At 61.4% G+C, this 20,582-nt stretch carries 24 protein-coding genes; 8 read left to right on the plus strand and 16 right to left on the minus strand.

The window, feature by feature from the left end; translation table 11 throughout:
• Positions 1 to 11 precede the first annotated feature (11 nt).
• The 3 genes from NMAG_RS08670 to NMAG_RS08680 all read right to left on the minus strand — a co-directional run bounded on the left by NMAG_RS08670 (position 12) and on the right by NMAG_RS08680 (position 2,135).
• Positions 12 to 455, minus strand: a complete 444-nt coding sequence (locus NMAG_RS08670; RefSeq protein WP_004267635.1) for a hypothetical protein — start codon at positions 453 to 455, stop codon at positions 12 to 14.
• A gap of 130 nt (positions 456 to 585) precedes the next feature.
• Positions 586 to 1,128: a putative phosphothreonine lyase domain-containing protein gene (locus tag NMAG_RS08675; RefSeq protein WP_004267634.1), complete on the minus strand. Its 543-nt coding sequence runs from the start codon at positions 1,126 to 1,128 to the stop codon at positions 586 to 588.
• 212 nt (positions 1,129 to 1,340) lie between these two features.
• Positions 1,341 to 2,135 carry a sulfurtransferase gene (locus NMAG_RS08680; RefSeq protein WP_012996577.1) on the minus strand — a complete coding sequence of 265 codons (795 nt, stop codon included), beginning with the start codon at positions 2,133 to 2,135 and terminating at the stop codon, positions 1,341 to 1,343.
• 282 nt (positions 2,136 to 2,417) lie between these two features.
• On the opposite strand from NMAG_RS08680, the gene NMAG_RS08685 reads away from it, so the two are divergent.
• Together NMAG_RS08685 and NMAG_RS08690 are read left to right on the plus strand one after the other, a co-directional pair.
• On the plus strand, positions 2,418 to 3,284 hold the full coding sequence (locus NMAG_RS08685) for a sulfurtransferase (RefSeq protein WP_004267632.1): 867 nt from the start codon (positions 2,418 to 2,420) through the stop codon (positions 3,282 to 3,284).
• 56 nt (positions 3,285 to 3,340) lie between these two features.
• Positions 3,341 to 4,042, plus strand: a complete 702-nt coding sequence (locus tag NMAG_RS08690) for a hypothetical protein (RefSeq protein ID WP_004267631.1) — start codon at positions 3,341 to 3,343, stop codon at positions 4,040 to 4,042.
• Positions 4,043 to 4,056: 14 nt separating this feature from the next.
• Here NMAG_RS08690 and thiM read toward each other — a convergent pair whose 3' ends face one another.
• The 12 genes from thiM to NMAG_RS08750 all read right to left on the minus strand — a co-directional run bounded on the left by thiM (position 4,057) and on the right by NMAG_RS08750 (position 13,878).
• Entirely contained in the window at positions 4,057 to 4,899 is an 843-nt protein-coding gene (thiM, locus tag NMAG_RS08695) for a hydroxyethylthiazole kinase (RefSeq protein ID WP_004267630.1), read from the minus strand.
• On the minus strand, positions 4,896 to 5,561 hold the full coding sequence (gene thiE / locus NMAG_RS08700; RefSeq protein ID WP_004267629.1) for a thiamine phosphate synthase: 666 nt from the start codon (positions 5,559 to 5,561) through the stop codon (positions 4,896 to 4,898). Before thiE ends, thiM begins: the two co-directional genes overlap by 4 nt.
• 823 nt (positions 5,562 to 6,384) lie before the next feature.
• Entirely contained in the window at positions 6,385 to 6,981 is a 597-nt protein-coding gene (locus tag NMAG_RS08705; RefSeq protein WP_004267628.1) for a GNAT family N-acetyltransferase, read from the minus strand.
• Positions 6,982 to 7,034: 53 nt separating this feature from the next.
• Positions 7,035 to 7,667 carry a hypothetical protein gene (locus NMAG_RS08710; RefSeq protein ID WP_004267627.1) on the minus strand — a complete coding sequence of 211 codons (633 nt, stop codon included), beginning with the start codon at positions 7,665 to 7,667 and terminating at the stop codon, positions 7,035 to 7,037.
• 120 nt (positions 7,668 to 7,787) lie between these two features.
• Positions 7,788 to 9,200, minus strand: coding sequence for a signal recognition particle-docking protein FtsY (ftsY, locus tag NMAG_RS08715; protein WP_004267626.1), 1,413 nt, complete (start codon positions 9,198 to 9,200; stop codon positions 7,788 to 7,790).
• Between the two features lie 125 nt (positions 9,201 to 9,325).
• The gene (gene pfdA, locus NMAG_RS08720) at positions 9,326 to 9,778 is read right to left on the minus strand and encodes a prefoldin subunit alpha (protein WP_004267625.1); all 453 of its coding nucleotides are present in this window, start codon (positions 9,776 to 9,778) and stop codon (positions 9,326 to 9,328) included.
• Between the two features lie 103 nt (positions 9,779 to 9,881).
• The gene (locus tag NMAG_RS08725) at positions 9,882 to 10,832 is read right to left on the minus strand and encodes a DUF6159 family protein (RefSeq protein WP_004267624.1); all 951 of its coding nucleotides are present in this window, start codon (positions 10,830 to 10,832) and stop codon (positions 9,882 to 9,884) included.
• Between the two features lie 233 nt (positions 10,833 to 11,065).
• Positions 11,066 to 11,731 carry a translation initiation factor IF-6 gene (locus NMAG_RS08730; RefSeq protein ID WP_004267623.1) on the minus strand — a complete coding sequence of 222 codons (666 nt, stop codon included), beginning with the start codon at positions 11,729 to 11,731 and terminating at the stop codon, positions 11,066 to 11,068.
• A 2-nt stretch (positions 11,732 to 11,733) separates the two neighbouring features.
• Positions 11,734 to 12,012 (minus strand): 50S ribosomal protein L31e, encoded by a 279-nt coding sequence (locus NMAG_RS08735; protein WP_004267622.1) that lies wholly within the window; start codon positions 12,010 to 12,012, stop codon positions 11,734 to 11,736.
• 5 nt (positions 12,013 to 12,017) lie between these two features.
• On the minus strand, positions 12,018 to 12,170 hold the full coding sequence (locus tag NMAG_RS08740) for a 50S ribosomal protein L39e (protein ID WP_004267621.1): 153 nt from the start codon (positions 12,168 to 12,170) through the stop codon (positions 12,018 to 12,020).
• 183 nt (positions 12,171 to 12,353) lie between these two features.
• Entirely contained in the window at positions 12,354 to 13,382 is a 1,029-nt protein-coding gene (locus tag NMAG_RS08745; RefSeq protein ID WP_004267620.1) for a hypothetical protein, read from the minus strand.
• 157 nt (positions 13,383 to 13,539) lie between these two features.
• Positions 13,540 to 13,878, minus strand: coding sequence for a DsrE family protein (locus NMAG_RS08750; RefSeq protein ID WP_004267619.1), 339 nt, complete (start codon positions 13,876 to 13,878; stop codon positions 13,540 to 13,542).
• Between the two features lie 234 nt (positions 13,879 to 14,112).
• On the opposite strand from NMAG_RS08750, the gene NMAG_RS21580 reads away from it, so the two are divergent.
• Both NMAG_RS21580 and NMAG_RS20890 read left to right on the plus strand, forming a co-directional pair.
• Entirely contained in the window at positions 14,113 to 14,691 is a 579-nt protein-coding gene (locus tag NMAG_RS21580; protein ID WP_012996580.1) for a hypothetical protein, read from the plus strand.
• Positions 14,692 to 15,146: 455 nt separating this feature from the next.
• Positions 15,147 to 15,572 carry a hypothetical protein gene (locus NMAG_RS20890; RefSeq protein ID WP_004267618.1) on the plus strand — a complete coding sequence of 142 codons (426 nt, stop codon included), beginning with the start codon at positions 15,147 to 15,149 and terminating at the stop codon, positions 15,570 to 15,572.
• Positions 15,573 to 15,584: 12 nt separating this feature from the next.
• On the opposite strand, the gene thpR is transcribed toward NMAG_RS20890, so the two are convergent.
• Positions 15,585 to 16,148 carry an RNA 2',3'-cyclic phosphodiesterase gene (thpR, locus tag NMAG_RS08755; protein WP_004267617.1) on the minus strand — a complete coding sequence of 188 codons (564 nt, stop codon included), beginning with the start codon at positions 16,146 to 16,148 and terminating at the stop codon, positions 15,585 to 15,587.
• A gap of 133 nt (positions 16,149 to 16,281) precedes the next feature.
• On the opposite strand from thpR, the gene NMAG_RS08760 reads away from it, so the two are divergent.
• The 4 genes from NMAG_RS08760 to NMAG_RS08775 all read left to right on the plus strand — a co-directional run bounded on the left by NMAG_RS08760 (position 16,282) and on the right by NMAG_RS08775 (position 20,176).
• Positions 16,282 to 17,151 (plus strand): tetratricopeptide repeat protein, encoded by an 870-nt coding sequence (locus NMAG_RS08760; RefSeq protein WP_004267616.1) that lies wholly within the window; start codon positions 16,282 to 16,284, stop codon positions 17,149 to 17,151.
• Positions 17,152 to 17,172: 21 nt separating this feature from the next.
• Positions 17,173 to 17,466, plus strand: a complete 294-nt coding sequence (locus tag NMAG_RS08765; RefSeq protein ID WP_004267615.1) for a DUF424 domain-containing protein — start codon at positions 17,173 to 17,175, stop codon at positions 17,464 to 17,466.
• A gap of 99 nt (positions 17,467 to 17,565) precedes the next feature.
• Positions 17,566 to 18,570 (plus strand): hypothetical protein, encoded by a 1,005-nt coding sequence (locus NMAG_RS08770; RefSeq protein ID WP_004267614.1) that lies wholly within the window; start codon positions 17,566 to 17,568, stop codon positions 18,568 to 18,570.
• Positions 18,571 to 18,865: 295 nt separating this feature from the next.
• Positions 18,866 to 20,176 (plus strand): outer membrane protein assembly factor BamB family protein, encoded by a 1,311-nt coding sequence (locus NMAG_RS08775; protein WP_004267613.1) that lies wholly within the window; start codon positions 18,866 to 18,868, stop codon positions 20,174 to 20,176.
• Positions 20,177 to 20,582 lie beyond the last annotated feature (406 nt).

Here is a 20,582-nt window from a genome sequence, read left to right on the forward strand (position 1 = left end):
CGACAGAGCCGTCACTCGAGAAACCCACAGCCGTAGTCGTCCGCGAGTTCGGAACACTCGTGGACGGTGAACTCGATCGGTGGGAGGTAGTCCCGGTCGTGTGCGCGGACATCCACCGCAGCACAGTCGCCCGTCGCTCGCTCGGAGACGTCGAGCGTTCGCCACTCGGAGTCGTCTCGTCTGGCTTCGATGACGAACTCGTCCGGGTCATCTCCCCATTCACAGGGGAGTTGCTCGTCAGCTGGAACCTGCTCGGAAATCGCGTTCAACCGGTGCGTTGTCGTCGACACCGTTTCGTCGTCCGCGGCGATTCGGACCTCGATCGTCCGCTCGTCGTCGGTGTAGTTCGACGCGACGACCGAACCCAGTTGTGTGCCGTCGTACGGGAGGACCGCAGTACAGCCCGCGAGGGCGGCACAGCCGAGACTGCTCAGGAGGTGGCGGCGGGAGACCATTGCTATCGTTCCGAGCGAAGAAGTGTTGTCCCTAAATGTTTTCGAGAATGGGTGTGGTTCGAATCGCTGCGAACAGTCGCCACTGCCACCAGCGAGGGTATCATAAACGGCTTCACGAGAGGTCCAGGTTTTACTGGGTGTATCGTGCAGGGGCTGAGAGGCCAAATTCCTCGGCTGTGTCCGCGACGATTCCCTTTGCCGTATAGATGTCTGGCTTGTAGTACAGTTCGTGGGTAACGTCGTGTGCGTCACGGAGGTGCTCCCTGACCCGGAGCACATCATGCCGCTCGAAATAATTCGGCGTATAGACCGTGAGGAGATAGTCGTCGTACATGGCTAGCTCCTCGTAACCAAACGTCGTCATCGCCTTGACTGCCCAGAGCTGCCCTGCTTCTGCGTCAGCGACGAGTTCAGGCCATAACTCGTCAATCCGCTCTGCTGAGCCCGTAATCTGCCACTTCCCGATCGTCTTCTGCTCCTCGAGTGCATCGCGGTCGATTTCTCGAACGGCTTCGTTTTCCGCTGGTGGTAAATCGTCGGACTGCACGTTCTCCGGTCGCCCAACGCCGTGTTCTGAAAAGTAATCGTCACCCCCGATCTTCGGAGAGTCACTGACGTCTCTGCTCCGTAGCCAATACTGCTCTTTGTCGGTGATTGTGAGCGGTGATTTCATCGGTAAGACATCCTCATAGGAGGGCTGGACAGAATACCAATGCTCGCCACGCGGTGTGAAAGTGAAAGTGGAAGTGGAAGTGGAAGTGGAAGTGGAAGTAAAGGAGTTAGTTTAGACGATTAGCAGATTGCAGCCCCGGTATCTACTCCACAGTATCGACCAGAGTGCGATTCTACGTCACAAGTATGCTAACTGTTCTACAAACCACCCATCTACGACGCTCCCGTCTCAATTTCGCCGTCCATCGCGATCCACTCCGTGAGACTCCCCTCGTAGACCGCCACGTCCTCGTAACCAAGCGCCCGCAAAACGACGTAGGTGTGGCTAATCCGCCGCGCCGTGTTACAGTAGAGCACGATATCTTGATCCCGCGTGATGCCGTGGGACTCGAGTAACCCCTCCAGATCGCCCTCCGAAAGCAACCGTCGCGTTTCGTCGTCCACGGCCTCGCGCCAGTCGAACCGGACGGCACCGGGAAGATGTGCCTCCGCGAATTCATCGCGCTCGCGCGTGTCGACCAGCAGCGCGTCTCGCTCACGTGCGGCCTCGACCGCCTCGCGGCCGACCAGTGGGCTCTCCTCCCGGTCGAGTGGGTGGGGCTCGTAGTTCGTCGCCTCGAACTCGGTCGCGGCCGTCGTCGTCTCGTACTCCCGGCTCCAGGCGCTGTAGTCTCCGTTCAGCAGGCGCACGTCGTCGTGGCCGTACTCGAGTGCGGTCAGATACAACCGGGCAGCGAAGACGCCATGAGTGTCGTCGTAGGCGACGAGGGTGTCGCCGGGGCCAATGCCGGCAGCAGAGAGCAGGGACGCAAAGGCGTCGGCACCGGGGAGGGTACCGCGGTCAGCGTCGGAGTCGTCGCGGTAGCTGTCGAAGGGAATGCTGGCGGCACCGGGAACGTGGCCGATGGCGTCGAACTCCCAGGCATCTCTGACGTCGACGGGGCGGATGTCGGGGCGGTCGCGGTTCGCTGCCAGCCAGTCGGGCGAGACGACGACGGATTCGTCCATCGGCCGAGCGAACTCGCTCCGTGGCCGATAACGACTCGGTACCGGCACGTCTTCCCGCGGTACCGATATAGTGGCAATCAGTTCCGGTTCGTGGCCGAACATGGTGACAGTCGTGAGTCAGCCGACCCGTCGAAGGTCGGGGGCCAGACACCCTGCAGGGGGAGAAAACGCGAGTCAATTTCGGGCGTCCATGATAGCGGTAACACTCACCTCCAGGACAGACCGGCGACTCCATTATCCGGTTCGAGAGGCCCTATGAACTCCAAGAACCAGGGAATAGCTATGGCATCAAACGAGTACGCCAACGACGTACTGGTCACGGCCGACTGGGTCGCCGACCGTCTCGACGAGTTCGAAAGTGACGATCCCGCGTACCGACTGGTCGAAGTCGACGTAGACACCGAGGCTTACGAGGAGGAACACGCCCCCGGTGCGGTCGGGTTCAACTGGGAGACACAACTCCAGGACCAGACCCGCCGCGACGTGCTCGAGCAGGACGATCTCGAGGACCTCCTCGGCTCCCACGGGATCAGCGAGGACTCGACCATCGTCCTCTACGGCGACAACGCGAACTGGTTCGCCGCCTACACCTACTGGCAGCTGAAATACTACGGCCACGACGAGGTCTACCTGTTAGACGGCGGCCGCGAGTACTGGCTCGAGAACGAGTATCCGACGACCGACGAGGAGCCAGACTTCTCGGCCGTCGAGTACGACGCCGCCGGCCCGCGCGAGAACATCCGCGCCTACCGGGAGGACGTCGAGAAAGCGATTGAACGCGGCGTCCCGCTCGTCGACGTGCGCTCGCCCGAGGAGTATAGCGGCGAGATTCTCGCTCCACCAGGTCTGCAGGAGACAGCCCAGCGCGGCGGCCACATCCCGGGCGCGAAGAACATCTCGTGGGCAGCCGTCACCACCGACGACGGGACGTTCAAGAGCCGCGAGGAACTCGAGTCCCTCTACGCTGAGGAAGGCATTACGGGCGGCGAGACGACGGTCGCCTACTGCCGCATCGGCGAGCGGTCGTCCGTCGCGTGGTTCGCACTGCACGAACTGCTCGGCTACGAGGACACGGTCAACTACGACGGTTCCTGGACCGAGTGGGGCAACCTGGTCAACGCGCCGGTCGAGACCGGCGACGGAAGCTGAGCGGACCGAACGGCACGAAAGTAGCGACCCTCACCCACCACACTAGCCCTGAACTGATGACCGACGACCCATCCGACGCAGCTGATACCGACAGCCCGCCCGCCGCAGAGGCCGTCCTCGAGACGGTCCGCGAGAACGCACAGACCGAACTCTCGCGACTCGGTTCCTCGAAGTCACTCTACGCCGATACGGGTGGCGAGATCGAGACCGAGCCAGTCCTCGAGGCCACGGCGGACGCCGAGTACGCCGCCTGGCAGACGTTCAGCGCCTGGGCGGCCGACGAATCCGAGTCCGGCAACGCGCGCGAGGCCTTCGAGACGACCGCCGCGGAGGAACGTGAGCACCTCGAAACGGTGCTCGAGACGCTGGAAAGCGGCGGCGACAGCGATTTCGCTGTCGAGTCTTACGATCCAACCGCAATGCCCGCCCTTCACGACTATCTGCGGGCACTCGAGTCCACCCCCGAGCGCATCGGTGGATTCCTCGGTCGCGTCCTGGCGAGCAAGCGCTCGAAGGAACAGGTGGTCGGCTACTTCGTTGGCGACGCGGACCCGCAGACGGCGGCTGTCTTCCGGGAGTTCGGCGATGATCTGGACGGGCAACGCGAGCGCGCCGAAGCGCTCGTTGCGGAGTACTGTTCGAGCGACGCCGACCGCGAGCAGGCGATCGAGGCGGCAACGGAGGCGATCGAAACCGCCTACGCAGAGTACGTCGAAAGCCTGGAAGCGCTGGGTGCGAACCCGAAACCTGTCTGCTGACGCCCGCTGCAGGCTCAGACGAGTCGCTCGACACGGTCACCGAGATCGAGCGATGCTGTCTCGATCGCCTCGTCGAACCCGGCAACCGCATCGTGAAAATTCGTTCGGTAACTCGCCGGTCCCTGGTACTCCATCTCGGCCGCGCGCTCGCCCGCGATGCCGAACGCGAGTGTTCCGTGAAGCGCCGCGGCGTGGGCGTCCTCGAGTGCACCGTTGAACACGGCGAGGGTCGAACCGAGCATGCAGCCGGTGCCGACGACCTCGCCGAGCATCTCGTGGCCCGCAGTGAGTCGGTAAGCGCTGTCTGCATCGGCGACGATATCCTCGACGCCGCTGGCGACGACGATCGAGCCGGTCGAGTCGGCGAGCGAGCGGGCGGTCTCCTCGATCTCGTCGTAGTCGCCGACGGATTCGACGCCTTTCACGTCGGCTTCGACGCCTGCGAGCGCGCTGATCTCGCCGTAGTTACCCTTGATGACGGTGAACGAGACTTCGTCGAGCAGCGTCTGTGCGACCGACTTGCGTGTCGGCGTGGAACCGACGCCGACGGGGTCGAGTACGACTGGAAGGTCGCGGTCGGCCGCCGTCTGTGCGGCCTCGCGCATGGCCTCAACTTTCGTCTCTGGAATCTGGCCCGTGTTGAACAGCACGGCGTCTGCACCCTGGGCCATCTCGCCGGCATCGCCGGGGGAGTCGGCCATCACCGGGAGCGCATCCCAGTGGAGGATGAGGTTCGCCACGTCGTTCATCGTCACCTCGTTGGTCAGTGCCTGGACGAGTGGCGGGGCGTCCGCGATGGCTCGCAGCGAGCCCGCGAGTTCGTCGCCCGTGACGTCGGGTGAGTCCGTGTCACTCATTCGGTAGCTCCTCCGTGCTCGACGTGCTTTGTCGTTTCGACGGTCGAAGCGAGCGCGGCGGTCGCAGCCCGCGGATCGTCGGCGGCGGTGATTGCCGAGATGACTGCGACACCGACTGCACCTGCCTCGACGACCGGTCCGGCGTTCCCGGCCGTGATCCCACCGATGCCGACCGCCGGAATCGAAATCGCATCGGTGACGTCGGCGACGCGCTCCGGACCGACGCCGTCTTTGTGTTTTGCGACGTCCTTCGAGGTCGTTCCGTAAATCGTCCCGACGCCGACGTAATCTGCTCCGTCGGCTTCGGCCTGTTCGGCCGCGTCGACCGTCCCCGTCGAACAGCCGACGATCGAATCCGGCCCGAGCAGATCGCGGGCGACCGAGACAGGGAGGTCCGACTGGCCGACGTGGACGCCGTCAGCGTCGATCGCCTGTGCGATATCGACCCGATCGTTGACGATCAGGCCCACGCCCGCCTCGGCTGTCAGTTCGCGCAGTTCCCGACCGAGTTCGTACCGAAACCGGGTGTCGGTGTCCTTCTCACGGAGTTGAACGACGTCGACCCCGCCCGCGATCGCCGCCTCGACGATCTCGAGCGTCGAGCGCCCCGCCGAGACGGACTCCTGGGTGACGAGATACGTTTGCCAGTTCGAGGGATCCATATGAGCCACTCCGTGTATCGGGGCAAAAGAAGGCGGGGTTCGGATCGGTGGAGTTCCGGGAGCGATGCAGGGGATAGGGTTAGACGCAGTTCGTTGGCAGAAGAACCCGTGACCCACCCAGACAACCTCACCGACCAAGACATCCAGCAGGACGATGAACGGTGAGGGTTACTCGAGTGACACTGCGCCAGTCTGGAGCAGGTCGTAGATCCCACAAGGAATTGATTCTGATCTATTTGCTGAAGTAGGGAACTATAGTAGCCACTGCAAGTCACTGCACACCTGTTCGCCAGCCTGCTCGGCGATCAGTGTGTAACTAGTTGCAGTTGTTACTATAGAGAGGTGTGAATGGAAGGTGTAGAGACTATTAAAGGATGGATGGTAGAATGTATTTATCATAGAAGAGATGGTATATTATAGAGGTGGATGGAACGCATGTCAGTCTCGTTGGAATAAACCTCTCGATAGTAGCAGGGTTCTGGATGATGAGAAACACGCTCACCGAGGGGGCGCCTATTGTCACAGAACTCCACCACCTGTTACTCTGGGGAGGTCTAGCGATCACACTCGTCGGTCTGATCGTCTCCGTTGTGAGAGAGTCTAATGGGTGAGTTCCAGTCATCGCTGTGCTGACCGAATAGTGTACGGGGCGTCTCCGAACGAAGCGAAGCGGGACCGACGCGGTAGTGGTCGAATTACGCTTCGTCCTTGAGCAGCCAATCGGCCATTTCGTCGGCAGCGAAGACCTGATCGTCGAGAGGATTCACGGTCTCGCGGAGACGTTCGAGGAGAGACCTCGAGAGCCTGCGAGCCGACGACAAGGTTACACCTCGAGAAACGGCTCGCCAGCCCGGAGCAGCGACCCGAACTCGTCCTCCCGAACCGTCGAGAACGGCGTGATCGGTTCCGGATTCTCGGGTTTGTCTGCGATTTCCCGTCGCCACCACCGCACGTCGTGCCACTCTCCCTGCGTGTAGCCGACCCGCGGGAAGTCTGCAAAGCGCTCGAAGCCGAGCCGTTCGTGAAATCGAACCGTCGCGGGGTTCGGAAGCGTCGTCACCGCATAGGCGTCGTAAAATCCCTGACGCTCGAGGATAGCAAACAGCGACTCGTACAGCGCTCTGCCGACGCCCGACTGGCGAGCGTCCGCCGCGACGTAGACGGAGAGTTCGACGACCCACTGGTAGGCCTGGCGCTTTCGCAGCGGGCCCGCGTAGGCGTAGCCGAGCACCGTCCCGTCCGCACTCTCGGCGACGAGCCAGGGGTACTGCTCGAGTGTCGACTCGATACGGTCTGCCATCTCGTCGGCGGTCGGCGGCGTCTCCTCGAACGTAACCGCGGAGGACGAACAGAAGGGGGCGTAGATGTCACGAACTGCGGCCGCATCGGCCGTGGTGGCAACTCGAATGTGTGGGTCCATGTGTCGTGTCAGCCACTGCTTTCTGGCGGGTGCCTATAAGTTCGCTGCCCCGGTTACGAGCGTTCCGAGCAGGCGACCAGTTCCCCCTCCGTTCGCGGGTCGGGGTCGAACGACGGCTCCGTTCCAATGCCGTCGTACTGCGCACGCAACGCGACCCGATCGTTGAGGAAGTAGGTCACTCGAACGTCCCACTCGGCGTGCTCCGTGTGCACCGTCTCCGTCACCAGATCGTACACCAGCGAGACCAGGACACCATCCTGATCGCGGTCGTCCTCGGAGTCGTGGTCCCAATCCTCGTCGGCTACTGCCGACAGCCGATGCTGTCCGATCGACAACTCGAAGTCACGCGCCTGGTCACCGTGCCCCGCGAGAAACGCTTGCTGACGATACGCCCGCTCGAGTGTACCCACATACGCCAGCGCACTCTGTGCGCGCTTGGCTGGGTCGGGTGGGTACTCGAGTGCGTCGAACTCGAGACCGGCTATATCTCCGTTGGCTGACGCGGGTGGAAACGCAGTCGGTCGAGAAACAGCAGTACAGTCAGCGTCGGTTCCTGTAGGTGTGGATTCACCGTTCGACGAAGCCGTCTCTGGGTTGCTGAACCAGTTCGTCGAACAGCCCGCTGTGAGTGCGGAAAGGGAGGCGACAGACGCGAGAACCGGCCGACGAGAGCGGGGAGGGCACATATACGCACGTCAGCCAGGCCACCAATAGCTGTTTCGTATCTAACCTATGCGTGTCGAAGGGAACGGGCGGATGAGAGGAGACGACTGTTACAGTGTCGAGAGCCGGGAGTGGGTGAGCGACTACTCCTCCTCGAGCAGTCGGTCGACCATCTCCTCCGGATCGAAGCGCTCGATGTGGTCGTAGCCCTGGCCGACACCGAGGAAGAGAATCGGACGACCGGTGACGTGTGCGACCGAAATCGCCGCCCCGCCGTTCGAGTCGGCGTCGGCTTTCGTCAGGATCGCACCGTCGATCTCTGCCGCGTTGTTGAACTCGCGGGCACGGTTGACCGCGTCCTGGCCGGCCACCGCCTCGTCGACGAACAGCGTCATGTCCGGGTCGACGACGCGGTCGATCTTCTCGAGTTGGTCCATCAACCCCTCGTCGGTGTGGAGTCGACCCGCCGTGTCACCGAGGACGACATCGACGTCGTTGGCCTCGGCGTACTCGACGGCGTCGTACAGCACCGCGGCGGGGTCGCCGCCCTGCTCGTGGGTGATGAGTTTCGTGTCGAGCGCGTTGGCGTGCTCCTGGATCTGCTCGTTGGCCCCGGCGCGATAGGTGTCGCCGTTGGCCATCACAGTGGAGTAGCCCCGTTCCTCGAAGTAGCGGCTGAGCTTTGCGATCGAAGTGGTCTTCCCGACGCCGTTGACGCCGGTGAAGATGATCGTCACCGGCTTGTCCTCGATCGCGATGCGCTCGTCGAAGTCGAACTGACCGACGCTGATGACGTCGTAGATCGCATCCCGGAGCGCCTCCTCGACGACCTCGCCGGTCGAGGTCGTGAACGTCCGCGTCTCGCCGATGAGTTCGTCGCGGATGTTGTCGAGGATTTCCTCGGCGACGCCCATCTCGACGTCACTCGAGAGCAGCGCCATCTCGAGTTCGTGGAGTGGCCCCTCGAGGTCCTCCTCCTCGATGACGAACTTGCCTTTGACGAAGGATTTGGCCTTGCGGCCGAAGCCGGTGCTGCCGTTGTTGGTTGTGTCCTCGGCGTCCTCGGCGTCATCAGTTTCGCTGCCGTCGGCCACGTCGGGATCAGCATCCACCTCTCCCGCCGTTTCGAGGTCGGATTCGGGCTCAGTCTCAGTCTCAGCCTCAGTCTCGGCGCTCGTCTCGGCCGGGGACTCGAGTGCTGTGTCGCTCGGGGCTGTCTTCGAGGTCGTGGTGGTGGTCGTGGTCGACTCCGACTCGGTGGAAGCTGACGGTTCGGCAACCGCCTGGTCGGTTGGGTCGGTCGACTCAGTGGTGTGAGCATCGGCATCGGCATCGACGTCGACATCGACATCGACATCGACATCCGTCTCCACATCTGCACCAGCATCCGCGGCTGGCTCGGAATCGGCCGTCTCGGCTATATCGGCTTCCTCGACATCGCTCTCGACACCATCCACGTCCGCGGCGGGATCGTCGACCTCCTCGACGTTCTCTTCGGCAGCTTCCTCGGCGTCCTTCCGGAAGCTTCCGAGTTTCTTCTTCAGATTGTCGAACATTGTAACGGTGGCTGTAGGGAACTGCTAGTGGCTGCCAACTTCTGATTGCTGATTGGTGATTGTTGACTACTGAACGGGAACGGATACCGGTCTCATTGACTGCCCGCACCCGTCCCAGTTCTGCCTTACTCGTCGTCCTGGCCCGGCTGGCCGCCCATCTGCTGCATCTGCTGTTGCATCGCCTGCTGCTGGAGCTGCTGGGCCTGGGACTCGAGTTCGTCGCTCTCGGATTCGAACTCGTCGATTTCGTCTTCGAGCTCCTCGATTCGGTCGTCGAGCGTCTCCTTCTTGCGCTCGAGTGCGCCGACGGCGTCGTCCTGTTCGAACTCTGCGGCGTAATCGGAGCCGAGTTCGACGATCGCTTCGTCGATATCCTCGATCGTTGCGCGCAGGTACGCGCCGCCGCCGAGTGGAACCTGCACCGTCGAACCAGTTTCGAGCGTCTGGAGGGCATCGATGGCCTCGTCGACCTCGCTCTGCTCGGTGCGAATATTCTCGACTTCGCCTTCGAGCGCGGTGATCTGTTCCTGTATCTCCTGAAGTTCCTGGGAAAGCTGCTGGAGCTGTTGTTGACTCATGGCTTTCACTCCGGCAGGCAGTCGGAAGAATCTTCCCTTCCACAGTGATTTCCGCGGTTTTGCAGACGTTTCGCCGAAACAGGGTGTAGCGGACGGCTCCGGGCTAGATCTGTCCCGGCTCGCGGTTCGAGGGCTGGCCCGTCATCCCGGTTCCGCCACGCCGAGGTCGCGTGATCGCATCGGGGTCGATGCCGTCGAACTCCGGCGGCAACGAGCCGTCGCGGGCGTACTTGTAGAGGGCTGTCTTCGCGATTCCCGTCGCGGCCTGATAGACCGCCAGCAGGACGCCGATCACCAGCAGTGTCGGTACGAGCGTAAACGTGAGCACCGACCACGGCTCGGCGAGTGCGAACATCGGCGCGCCGATGCCGGCGAGCGCAGTGAGAACGATCAGCGGCATCATCACGAGTCCGACGCCGAGACTGATCCCACCGACCTGTCCCCACGTCTCGCGAAACAGGCTGGCACTCTCGCGCAGCGACTTTCGAACGCCACCCTCCTGAAAGACGATGACTGGGACGATGAAGAACGTCATCGCGAACCAGGCGAAGCCGGCCAGCGAGCGGGCAATCTGGGCACCCCAGCCGTCCTGGCTCTCGAGTGCCTGGAAGATGAGACCGACGACGGTGCCGACGGCACCCCACGCGAGGATCGTCCGGCGAGATTCCCAGGCACCGGCGAGGCCGGCCCGGAGGCTGGTCGGTTCGTCGGCGAACAGGCTGCCGACGGCGTGGACGAGCGCCGCGCTGAAGAACGTCGCAATCGAGGTGGCGACGAACATGAATCCGACGGAGGCAGCCACAAGAAAGGCTGTGACTGCCGTATCGGCTGTCCCTTCCGAGACTGTCGTGAACTGCTCAACGAGCGCCATCCCGTAGCCGACACCGAACAACGCGGCAACGATGCCACCGAACAGACCGACCAGTCCGACGACCCAGGCAAGGCCGTACATGACGGGGAACGCGAGCAGCCACTTCTCGCGGCGGAGGATGCCAAACGAGGCTTTTGCGATCGCGAGGCCGGTTTTGAATCTGGCGAACAGGGACCCGAACATACGAGCCACATGTTGCTACCATATCATAAGTCTTGAGGACCGTTCGTAGCAGTGATTCGTGTAGTATGAGGCGTCTACCGAGTAGATACGCCGCTTAGAACTGTATATTCAAACCGGAATCTGTACAGAACCAGTGCAAGCAGTCGCGCACAAACGCACAGCCAGGACACTATGTACAGTCAAGACAGCCAGAAAAACGGACCGCAAAACCGACCGGGGACAGTTCGTAGCAGTTAGTCCAGATAGCCGAGCGTATCCTCGATCCGGCCGAGTTCAGGACCCGTCGTGTCCTCACCGACGACGTAGCCCGACTCGTTGGCCAACAGCCCCGACCCGACCAGGGGCGCACCGTAGTTGATCGTCCCGACGTCCGCGCGAACGTCGAGCGTCTCCTCGAGTACGTCGAGTTCCTCGTCGGTCGCCTTTGGGTGACAGAGCACGCCCGAATTCGTCGCGACCGCAGCGGTGCCGACGGTGCGAACACCCGCGAGATCGCCGCGTTCGACCGGCACGTCGAGTGTGTCCTTGATGATCTGGATTGCCTCACGAGGCAGGTCCGGATGGACGTAGGCCCCGTAGTCGTTCGCGAGGACGACGTTCCCGGCGGCGTTGATACTACCGGGCAACTCCGCGACGGGCAGGTCGACGTCCGCTTCGAGTCGCTCGCGCTCGTACTCGAGTACGCGGGAGCTGACGAGGAGGCCGTTTTCGTTACCCGTCGCTAGCGCGCCGACGGTCGAGGAACCGCCGACAGTTGTCTGGATCGCGGGAACCGCGAGTTCGTCGGTCAGGTCGGCGACGATATCGTCGTCGACGTCCGGGCGAACGAGCACGCACGAGTCGGTCGCACGGGCGAAGACGCCGACGTAGGCCGACCCGGCGAAGGCGAGTCGCTGCAAGTTTAGTCGGCGACCTCGGCCTCAACGACGGCCTCACCCTCTTCGTCGAAGCGAGCCGCGCGGACGCGGAGCTTGCGTGGCGGGTTCGCTCGACCCTGGGACCAGATTTCCTCGTTGATCGAGGGGTCGAGTCGGATGGCGTCCTCGTCGACGGCGAAGTGCTTGGCGAGGTGTTCACGGATGAGTCGCATGGCGAGGTCCGCGGCCTCGTGGTTTGCGCCCTTCTTGACGTCCCGCAGCGGGACGGTTACAACGCGTTCTTCGAAATCACTTGCACTCATGGATCTTACTCGTCGGTGTCGTTACGCCGCCAGTTGCGTCGCTTCGGGTTCCGCTGGACTTCCATGTCCGTCTTCATCATAACCCAGGCCGGAACGCGGCTGTTCTGGTTCTCGAGTTTGGCAAGTCGCTTCTTCTTGCCCTTCGATTTCTTACCCATAGTAGCCGGACGTAGCCCGTGCTGGCTTAAAATCTTGTCCATCTCTCGGGGCCGTGGTGTGTGAGGGGGTCGCGATCACCGGTCACCGGTGCCCTGGATCGATTTCGACTGACTCGGGGAACAGAGTTCAGGCTTCAGCGTTCAGGTTTCAGATCCAGAGTCCAGAGTCCGGAGTTCAAGAGTTCAAGATCGAACACGGGCCAAGTATTCGGCGGCCGCCTCGAGTGTCGCCTCGCTCAGGTCCGTCGTGTACTCGAAGTGATCGACTGCTGGGTCGGTGCCGTCGGCCTCGTAGCCGTCGTGGTTAGCGAACTCGTCGTGATTGTAGCAGCCGGTGCCGTGAAATCGGGTTCCGCCGCCGAGCTCGTCGGGGCCGGCGTAGGCGGTCGCCATAGGGCTTACGCGCAGCGTTCGTCCCTCCGGTCCGGTTCTGGTGGCAGTTCCCAGGTTGTGGTCACAGCGTGTATCCCCAACCTCTGCGACGATATCGGGTGAGAGGAACGTATGAAGCACTTCGTGAATCGCGATGTTTCGGCTGACTGCGCGCGAATCCCAGACCTCCGTCGCACCGACGTTAGCGACGGTCTGTGCGCCGTCGACTGCGTCTGGGTCATCCGCATCCGTGTCACTCCCTACAGAGCCGATCAGGTCGTTCGGAGAGATGGTTCCACCGTAGCCCACCTGGTAGTTGAACGGCGACCAGCAAAGCAACAGGTGGCAGGTCGGCCCACCGAGTGCATCGTGATCTCGAAGCTGGTCGCGAAAGGCGTCGAGAACGGTCGGCAGCGACGGAAACGCGAGGTCAGTCGGCTGCGAGACGGACAGGAGCGGAAAGCGGACAGGAGGGCCACGCTCGACGCGCACGGTAAGTTCAGGCTCTGAAGCGGTGGTCGAATCCGAGACCAGCGATCGGTCGGCCGCGTAGGCCTGGATCTGCCCCATCGCGTCCTCGACGGCCGCGAACGCGTCCCGAAACGGGATCGGCCAGTCGTCGCTCATCCCGTCGACGCCGTGCCGGGGCCAGGCAGTCGGCGGGACGGGACCGGGATAAACGCGAACCCGAAGGTCATTGGCCTCACTTTCGCTAGCGTCCACACTCGGCCCGAACAGAGATGCGCCACCCACGCCACCGACGGCGGCGACGAACTCCCGGCGGCTGATCGGGGTGGACCGTCCGAACCGAGACAGCAACGACGACGGCGGTGGCTCCATCGGCTACGCCAGTATCCCGTCATCCCACATCATACACGGTGCTGTATGTGCAAGTTGTCCCAGCGTACGACGACGGTACACGAGCAGAGTGGGTGCTGTAGGACACCGATACCGAACTACCGTGGCCCCAGGATGGAGTCTCGACGGCCGATCACACCTACGGCCGAACGTATGCATAGCCGTCCGTCTGCAACTGCGTCACCTCGACGGCCCCTTCGGGAACCGTTTCGATTCCGTCGATGAGATCCGACTCGCCGAAGTCGACCGTCTCGAGTGTATTGCTGCACGCCTTGAACGCGATACCGTCGTCGAGTAGCTCCTGAATGTCGTCGTCTGCTCTGCCACCGGCTCTGGCCACCTCGATTCCGGACGCCTGGATGACGACCGCGACGTCGTCTATTCGACCGCTCTCGTCCGCGACGAGGTTTTTGGCGATCGCGAGTGACGTGTCCTGTTCGCCCTCGTCTCCCGACAGGAGGTGTACGACGGTTTGCATGCACAGAAGCGATGCCGAGCACTGGTGAAGCGTTGGTGCTTGCACTCGAACAGAACGTGGGTGTGGTGCGGCCAGCAGGCAGTGTCGTCGATGCTCGGTGCTTGTTATTCGTTATTTCGGAAACGGGAAAAAGTGCTCAAATATGCTATCAAGGCTACGCTGGGAAGTTGTAAGCTTTTACAGGAGAATATATAGAAAATTATATTAGTGTTCAAGTGGAAGTCGCCATTGGTTATGAAGAATGGTAAAGAGAAGCGGCCAAACAAGCAACCAAGGATCGGACGACGAGATGCTTTAAAAAAAGTTGGCGCAGCAGGCGTTATTGGCAGTGTCTCAATGATTCCGTTGGCTGATATTACAACTGCAGATTTGGGTGGTGACCCAGAATGGACTGAGTCATATGAAGATAATTCTGACGTTGACAGTATAACACACGAGACCAAAGTCGGTATTGGTGTGTCCGTAGAATACTATGGAAGCCATGTCAATAATGCTGGTAACTGGTTGCACGAATTCCGGATGAACTCCACTCACAGTGGACGTCGAAGACTCAGTGGTAATGACGAGTGGGAAAAAGAAGGGCTAGACACACGGATTAGGGACCACGAATTTACTGTTGACATTAATTCCTCTCTCAGCGATCCAACAATATGGACTAGTGACGACCCTAGAAATCTGGGATGTACACCACCTCCGTCGGACCCGATCAACAATCCAGACTATAAGGAAGCAGCCGAAACAGCAGTCCAAGCAGCAGTCGGATCTCTTCACCCTGTTCTGTCAGGGGGGGATATTGGTTGCGAATATGGTTAATGCATTAGCTAACACTGACTCGCCCGATAGTGAGAATGGCATCGCAGAATATCAGTGGGAATACAATTCCAGTGATCGTCCTTTTGAGAGTTCGAGTTTTTTCCGCTGGTTCGTTGAGCAACACGATGGGTGTTATAACCTACGAGTCGATATTGACAGCAAGTGCAGTTCGCTAAGTGTTGGACAAGCACGGGTCGCAAGAACGCTTTCCGTTGAGCAACCAGTAGATCCAGGTTACTGTACACCTTCAGTGAGTACTGATCAACTCATTAAGGAGCTATCGCAAGAACACGAAGTTACTGAAGTACCTCAGCAGACGATTGAATCAAATCCGGAATTGGAGCGATTCGCAGATGGTGGTCCACTCTACCGACTCGCTCTTTCAGTTCGAAGTGAGCCACTCAATGAAGAATAGTCCATGAACATTATTCATTGACAGACACTTAATACAGATAATGGACAGAAGAAGTCTAATTCATACGGCTGTGGGTGCATCATTTATACTGTCTGGTTGTCTCTCTCGATCAGACGGTAACAGTGAGACCGCAGGGACGGTACTGACTGAAGTCTCCATTGATAATACTGAACAAGAGGAGCACACAGTTGAGTTAGAGATTGAGTATGACGACAATATCATTCACTCAGCGAGTCATACGATTGATGCCGCAGACGGGAATATAGCTGGCGGTAAAGAAGTATCACTTGACCTTCCAGAAGAGCCAGGGGAGTTTATTATCCGGGCCACTGTGGATGGAAGAACTACCGAAGCAAATCTCACGACTCAATACACTGAAGGATGTATTCGGGTCCTACTCTTGATCAATGACGGCGGCGAGGCAGAAATATTCACAAATAACGCTGGAAGCGACTGCCTCGACTGAAGGTATTCTACACTAACATTCCTTGAGCGGAAACCGCGCAACCGTCGAGTACTCCGGTCCCTCATCTGTGAGCGTACTCTCGGTCAGCCGAACCTCCTCGACGCGGGCTTCACCAATCGTTGGCGCTCGCTCGCGGACGAGCTCCTGCACCAACTCCTTCCCGCCCGCGTGCTCCATGCGCGCGAGCGTGACGTGCGGCGTGAACTCGTGTGACTCCGCCTCGAACCCCATCGCCGTCGTCCGCTCCTCGATGGCCTCGTGCAGGGCCGCCAGTTCGTCGCCACCCGTTTCGGTCCCAAGCCAGAGCACGCTGATGTACTCCAAATCGGGGAAGACGCCGAGTCCACCGTAGCGGACGGTGAAGGGTGAAACATCCGCCTCGTCGACCGCCGTCTCGAGTTCGGACTCGAGTTGGGAAAGCTGGCCCTCCTCGACGTCGCCGAGGAACTTCAGCGTCACGTGGGCCTGCTCGGGGTCAGTGAAGGTGAGGCCGCTCGCGTCGCTGAACTCGTCCTGGAGGTCGGCAACCGCGTTCGCGAGGTCGGCCGGAAGGTCGACGCTGACGAAGAGTCGCATACCGGATGGTTCGACGGCGAACTACTCAATGGTGGCGACGCCTGACGACGGCGATGGTGAGGAGGGCAATATGTAACGAGCCGTCTGTTCCCGGGTCGCAGCCCTTAACAGTCGTCGTCGCCACATTCAACCAATGACTGACCGAGAGGGAGACGGAACCGGAGACGACTCTCGCGACCATCGCTTCTCCGAAGGAGAGGGGTTCAGCGACCCCTACGACGAGTTCGACCTCGACCCGCCGGAACTGGACGTCGACCCCTCGAAGGTCGACCCGGTCGACTCCCGCGTCGTCGCCGACACGCTCGACAGCCAGCAGATCGCAAGCGACGACGTCGACGCCACGGAACTGCTCGACGTCGGCCTGAGCTACATGCAGATCAACCGCTACGAGCAGGCGACCGACGCCTTCGAGCGGACCGCCCAGTACGCAGAGGACGAGCGACTCGAGCAGGAAGCTTGGGTCAACAAGGGCGTCGCTCACGCCGAACTCGAGGAGTGGGACGAGGCGATCGGTGCCCACCGAGAGGCCCTGGATATCGACGCCGAGAGCGAACACGCTGCGACGGCCGAGACAAACCTCGCCTACGCCCTCTGGGAGTTTGGTGAGACCGCACAGGCGCTCGAACACGCCGAGCGAGCCGTCGAGATCGACGAGCGCTTCGCCGAGGGCTGGTTCAACCGCGCCTTCTTCCTCTCAGAGCGCGGCCTCTCCGAGGAGGCCCTGCAGTGTATCGACAACGCGATCCGACTCGGGCTTCGAAACGCCAAGATCCTCGAGGAGAAAGCCGAAATTCTCGAAGATCTCGGCGAGTACGACGAGGCCGAAGAGATCGCCGAGGAGGCCAACGAACTGCGCGAGCGCGCCGAACAGCAGATGATGGAGGATCGTCGAGAAATGGAGGGCCAGCCGACCGGTGCGGGCGGCGGTGCAACCGATCCCGCAGGCGACATCGCCGACCCCGGCCGCGAAGCCGACCGCGACAGCGAGTGGGAACTCGAGTAACAGAGTGAGACGAGACGACGCATGATCATCAACGAACGCCAGACACAGGAGGGGTTACTCGTTGCGGTCTGTGACAGCGATGCCCTCGGTGAGACGTTCGAAGGCGACGACCTCTCGCTGACCGTCACGGAGGAGTTCTACGGCGGCGACGAGGCGGACGAGGATGCCGTTATCGACAGTCTCGCGCGGGCGGACGTGGCTAACATCGTCGGCACCCGATCGGTCGAACTCGCGATCGAGGCGGGCTTCATCGACGAGGCGAACGTGCTCGAGGTCGGCGAGACCCACCACGCGCAGTTGTTGCGGATGTACTGAGCGGGGAACCGATCGCAGCGAATCGGACGAGAGACCGGTCTATTCACACCACGCCGGTGGCGGGAAAATGTTTTTGTCGTATCACGCTGAGGTCGAAATATGAAGCTCCAGCAGGTCCCACTTCTCGCGCATATCCACAAGCCGGAGTACACCGGTGAGAATCGGTGTCTCCCCTGTACGATCGTCAACCTCGTCATCGCGGGCATACTCGCCGTCGCCGCCGCGGTGGTCTCGCCGCTACTCGCAATCGTCGTCGTCGCTCTCTCGGTTACCGCAATCGCCTTGCGTGGCTACCTCGTTCCCGGCACACCGTCGCTGACGAAGCGATACTTCCCTGACTGGCTTCTGGCGAAATTCGACAAAGAACCCGAACCGGGTGCGGGAACACTCGTTGCAGAAGATGGATCGACCACCAGTGCCGGTGCGACGACCACACCGTCCGATACCGACGCCGACACCGGTTCCGGCGCTGAACCCGGCCACACCGCCGGCGAGCCACTCAATCCAGAGCGGTGGTTACTCGAGTACGATCTCGTCGTTCCGTGTTCACGGACTGGTGGGGATGGCGAAGGGGCTGAAGCGTCTGAGGGGGCTGAAGGGGCTGAAGGGGCTGAAGGGGTTGAAGGAGCGAAAAATGCTGAAGATGGCGAAGCGGACGATCTCTGTCTGACCGAGGAACTCGAGAACACCTGGCGAGTCGCTATCGACGAGCGCCGGGACGGTGATCGAGTCACACAGGTCGGGACGTTTTTCGATGTCGATCAGTCGGCAGTGACGGTGGAGCAGGCCGACGGCCCGGACCAGCCAGTTCGAGCGCTCATCGAGGGTCGGCTTGCTGCGCAGTGGGAGTCCGACGCGGCACTGCTGGCCGATCTGGGGAGTATGCACGTACTCGCAGAACGGGTACCGGAATGGCCGGCGCTCTCGCTCGAACAGCGCAGTCAGCTCGCGAACGGGCTGCGGGCGTTCGTCGAGGAGTGTCCAAGCTGTACGGGTGAGATTTCGCTCGACGAGGAGACTGTCGAATCCTGCTGTCGGTCCTATCAGGTGTACGCGATTACGTGCAACGACTGTGAATCGCGGCTGCTCGAAGTCAGACAGTAAGCAGAGTCGGTGACCCTACTGGTTGGGCAGTGTGCTCATCTCGCTAAGCGTGTGATATAGAACCACGGCAGGTAGCCACACCACCATCGACTGCGCCATACAGCAGCGTTGTGCCTGCCGGTGCGGACGGAGCCAGGGGCAGCAACGTACTGGGACATGCTTCCCCACCGTTCGTTCTGTGTCGTCTTCAGCTCCACCGATTGTTCTGTATCGTATTCAACTCACGAGCATCTGCGGCGGCCACGATACTGGCAGGTCGCATCCATTATACCGATTCAGTCAGTACGCACCCACAGTGACAGAATGGACTCAGTGCGAGGGCGACGAGCAACGCTCGGGTGTCCGGCGAGCCGTCTCCGACCCCGTCCGCGTCGAAGCGGGGTGGACAGCCGACCTCGTCGGCACTGTTGGCCCGCCGGTTCTCGACCGCGATACCGTCTTCGTCGGAACGGACCGAGGGAACTGCTATGCGTTCGACCGTGAGACGGGACGACGACGCTGGGTCGTCGAGACGATGACTGCGACCGACACCGCGCCCGTTCGCACGCGCGACCGCCTGTTTTTCGGAACCACGGACGGGACGATTCACGCCGTGGACCCCGCCACCGGCGAGCAGTACTGGCAACTCGAGTTACCAACCTCGCTCACAACGCCCCTTCTGTATGCGGACGGAGATCTGTACGCCGGCCACGAGGACGGCCTCACCGCGATTGCGACCGCGGCTGGCGACGAGGTGGAAGCGTTCGATCTGGACGGCGACAATGGGGAGGCAGTTGAAGAGCCCGGAACCGTCCGCTGGACGGTCGAGACCGACACGCCGGTGACGGGAGCGCCGGTTATCGCGAGACCGCCGGAGACGGGACGGGAACGAGCACCGCTGCAGGAGCAAACGGCAAGACCGTCGTTCGACGCCGAACTCGAGCCCGAGAGCGACCAGAATCTCGGACAGGAACTCGACGGCAGTATGGAGCTGAACGACAGCATCGACATCGACACCGAGAGCGATGAACCCTGGGACTCGCCGCGCATCTACGCTGCGACGGCCGACGAGCACGTACACTGTCTCGCGAGCGACGACGGTGAAGGCATCTGGACTGCACCCACCAACGATGTCGCGACGAACGCACTCACAGTCGCCGACGGCCGCGTCTACGTCGCCGACGCCGGTGGCACACTGCTCGCGTTGAACGCCGGCACCGGCCAGACCTGGTTCACCTACACGATCACCGGCGGCTTCACCTCGAGTGCAACCGTTCTCACCGACGAAGGAACGACACTCGTCGGCGCGAACGACGGCTACGCCCACGTCACAGACACGACCTTCGGCCGGCGCAAACTGCGCGGCTGGCTCTTCTCGAAAAAAGGCGTTGCCCTCGACGGCGAGGTCCAGGCAAGCCCCGTCGTCGCCGGCGACGTGCTCTGCGTTGGCGACACGACCGGCTCGCTCTACGGCCTGGATCTCACCGACGACTGTGACCATCTCTGGCACCACGGCTTCGAGGACCCCATCACGGCCACACCGGCAGTCGGTGACGGGGAACTGTTCGTTGGAACCGGTGACCGGCTAGTGCAACTCGAGTGGAGCGACGAGTTGTCGCTGCCCTGAGTTTGTAGCCTCTACGCTGATTCTGCGTTAGTACTATGCTGCAGTTGCTGTGAGACGGTGCTGTTGTGGCTGTGCTGCTGTGTTGCCATTGGTGCTGCTGTGCTGCTGTGTTGCCATTGGTGCTGCTGTGTTGCTGTGCTGCCATTGCTGCTGCTGTGTTGCTGCTGTGCTGCTGTGTTGCCATTGGTGCTGCTGTGCTGCTGTGCTGCTGTGTTGCTGCTGTGCTGCTGTGTTGCCATTGGTGCTGCTGTGTTGCTGTTGCTATGTTGCTGCTGCTGTTGCTGGAGCCCAATCTGAACAGACGACCGTCCACCGCATCGTACATAACTGTTCAGTAACCAGAATTGTCACCCCGACGGCTGCTGCCACTTTCACTTTCACTCCCCTGTTAACGAGGGTTTATGGG

This window comes from Natrialba magadii ATCC 43099 (genome assembly GCF_000025625.1).
Taxonomy (GTDB): domain Archaea; phylum Halobacteriota; class Halobacteria; order Halobacteriales; family Natrialbaceae; genus Natrialba; species Natrialba magadii.

What these genes read in the sequence shown, in the direction of transcription:
- NMAG_RS08670 (WP_004267635.1), bottom strand. Translation starts at nt 455, where the DNA reads ATGGTCTCCCGCCGCCACCTCCTGAGCAGTCTCGGCTGTGCCGCCCTC.
- NMAG_RS08675 (WP_004267634.1), bottom strand. Translation starts at nt 1,128, where the DNA reads ATGAAATCACCGCTCACAATCACCGACAAAGAGCAGTATTGGCTACGG.
- NMAG_RS08680 (WP_012996577.1), bottom strand. Translation starts at nt 2,135, where the DNA reads ATGGACGAATCCGTCGTCGTCTCGCCCGACTGGCTGGCAGCGAACCGC.
- NMAG_RS08685 (WP_004267632.1), top strand. Translation starts at nt 2,418, where the DNA reads ATGGCATCAAACGAGTACGCCAACGACGTACTGGTCACGGCCGACTGG.
- NMAG_RS08690 (WP_004267631.1), top strand. Translation starts at nt 3,341, where the DNA reads ATGACCGACGACCCATCCGACGCAGCTGATACCGACAGCCCGCCCGCC.
- thiM (WP_004267630.1), bottom strand. Translation starts at nt 4,899, where the DNA reads ATGAGTGACACGGACTCACCCGACGTCACGGGCGACGAACTCGCGGGC.
- thiE (WP_004267629.1), bottom strand. Translation starts at nt 5,561, where the DNA reads ATGGATCCCTCGAACTGGCAAACGTATCTCGTCACCCAGGAGTCCGTC.
- NMAG_RS08705 (WP_004267628.1), bottom strand. Translation starts at nt 6,981, where the DNA reads ATGGACCCACACATTCGAGTTGCCACCACGGCCGATGCGGCCGCAGTT.
- NMAG_RS08710 (WP_004267627.1), bottom strand. Translation starts at nt 7,667, where the DNA reads ATGTGCCCTCCCCGCTCTCGTCGGCCGGTTCTCGCGTCTGTCGCCTCC.
- ftsY (WP_004267626.1), bottom strand. Translation starts at nt 9,200, where the DNA reads ATGTTCGACAATCTGAAGAAGAAACTCGGAAGCTTCCGGAAGGACGCC.
- pfdA (WP_004267625.1), bottom strand. Translation starts at nt 9,778, where the DNA reads ATGAGTCAACAACAGCTCCAGCAGCTTTCCCAGGAACTTCAGGAGATA.
- NMAG_RS08725 (WP_004267624.1), bottom strand. Translation starts at nt 10,832, where the DNA reads ATGTTCGGGTCCCTGTTCGCCAGATTCAAAACCGGCCTCGCGATCGCA.
- NMAG_RS08735 (WP_004267622.1), bottom strand. Translation starts at nt 12,012, where the DNA reads ATGAGTGCAAGTGATTTCGAAGAACGCGTTGTAACCGTCCCGCTGCGG.
- NMAG_RS08740 (WP_004267621.1), bottom strand. Translation starts at nt 12,170, where the DNA reads ATGGGTAAGAAATCGAAGGGCAAGAAGAAGCGACTTGCCAAACTCGAG.
- NMAG_RS08745 (WP_004267620.1), bottom strand. Translation starts at nt 13,382, where the DNA reads ATGGAGCCACCGCCGTCGTCGTTGCTGTCTCGGTTCGGACGGTCCACC.
- NMAG_RS08750 (WP_004267619.1), bottom strand. Translation starts at nt 13,878, where the DNA reads ATGCAAACCGTCGTACACCTCCTGTCGGGAGACGAGGGCGAACAGGAC.
- NMAG_RS21580 (WP_012996580.1), top strand. Translation starts at nt 14,113, where the DNA reads ATGAAGAATGGTAAAGAGAAGCGGCCAAACAAGCAACCAAGGATCGGA.
- NMAG_RS20890 (WP_004267618.1), top strand. Translation starts at nt 15,147, where the DNA reads ATGGACAGAAGAAGTCTAATTCATACGGCTGTGGGTGCATCATTTATA.
- thpR (WP_004267617.1), bottom strand. Translation starts at nt 16,148, where the DNA reads ATGCGACTCTTCGTCAGCGTCGACCTTCCGGCCGACCTCGCGAACGCG.
- NMAG_RS08760 (WP_004267616.1), top strand. Translation starts at nt 16,282, where the DNA reads ATGACTGACCGAGAGGGAGACGGAACCGGAGACGACTCTCGCGACCAT.
- NMAG_RS08765 (WP_004267615.1), top strand. Translation starts at nt 17,173, where the DNA reads ATGATCATCAACGAACGCCAGACACAGGAGGGGTTACTCGTTGCGGTC.
- NMAG_RS08770 (WP_004267614.1), top strand. Translation starts at nt 17,566, where the DNA reads ATGAAGCTCCAGCAGGTCCCACTTCTCGCGCATATCCACAAGCCGGAG.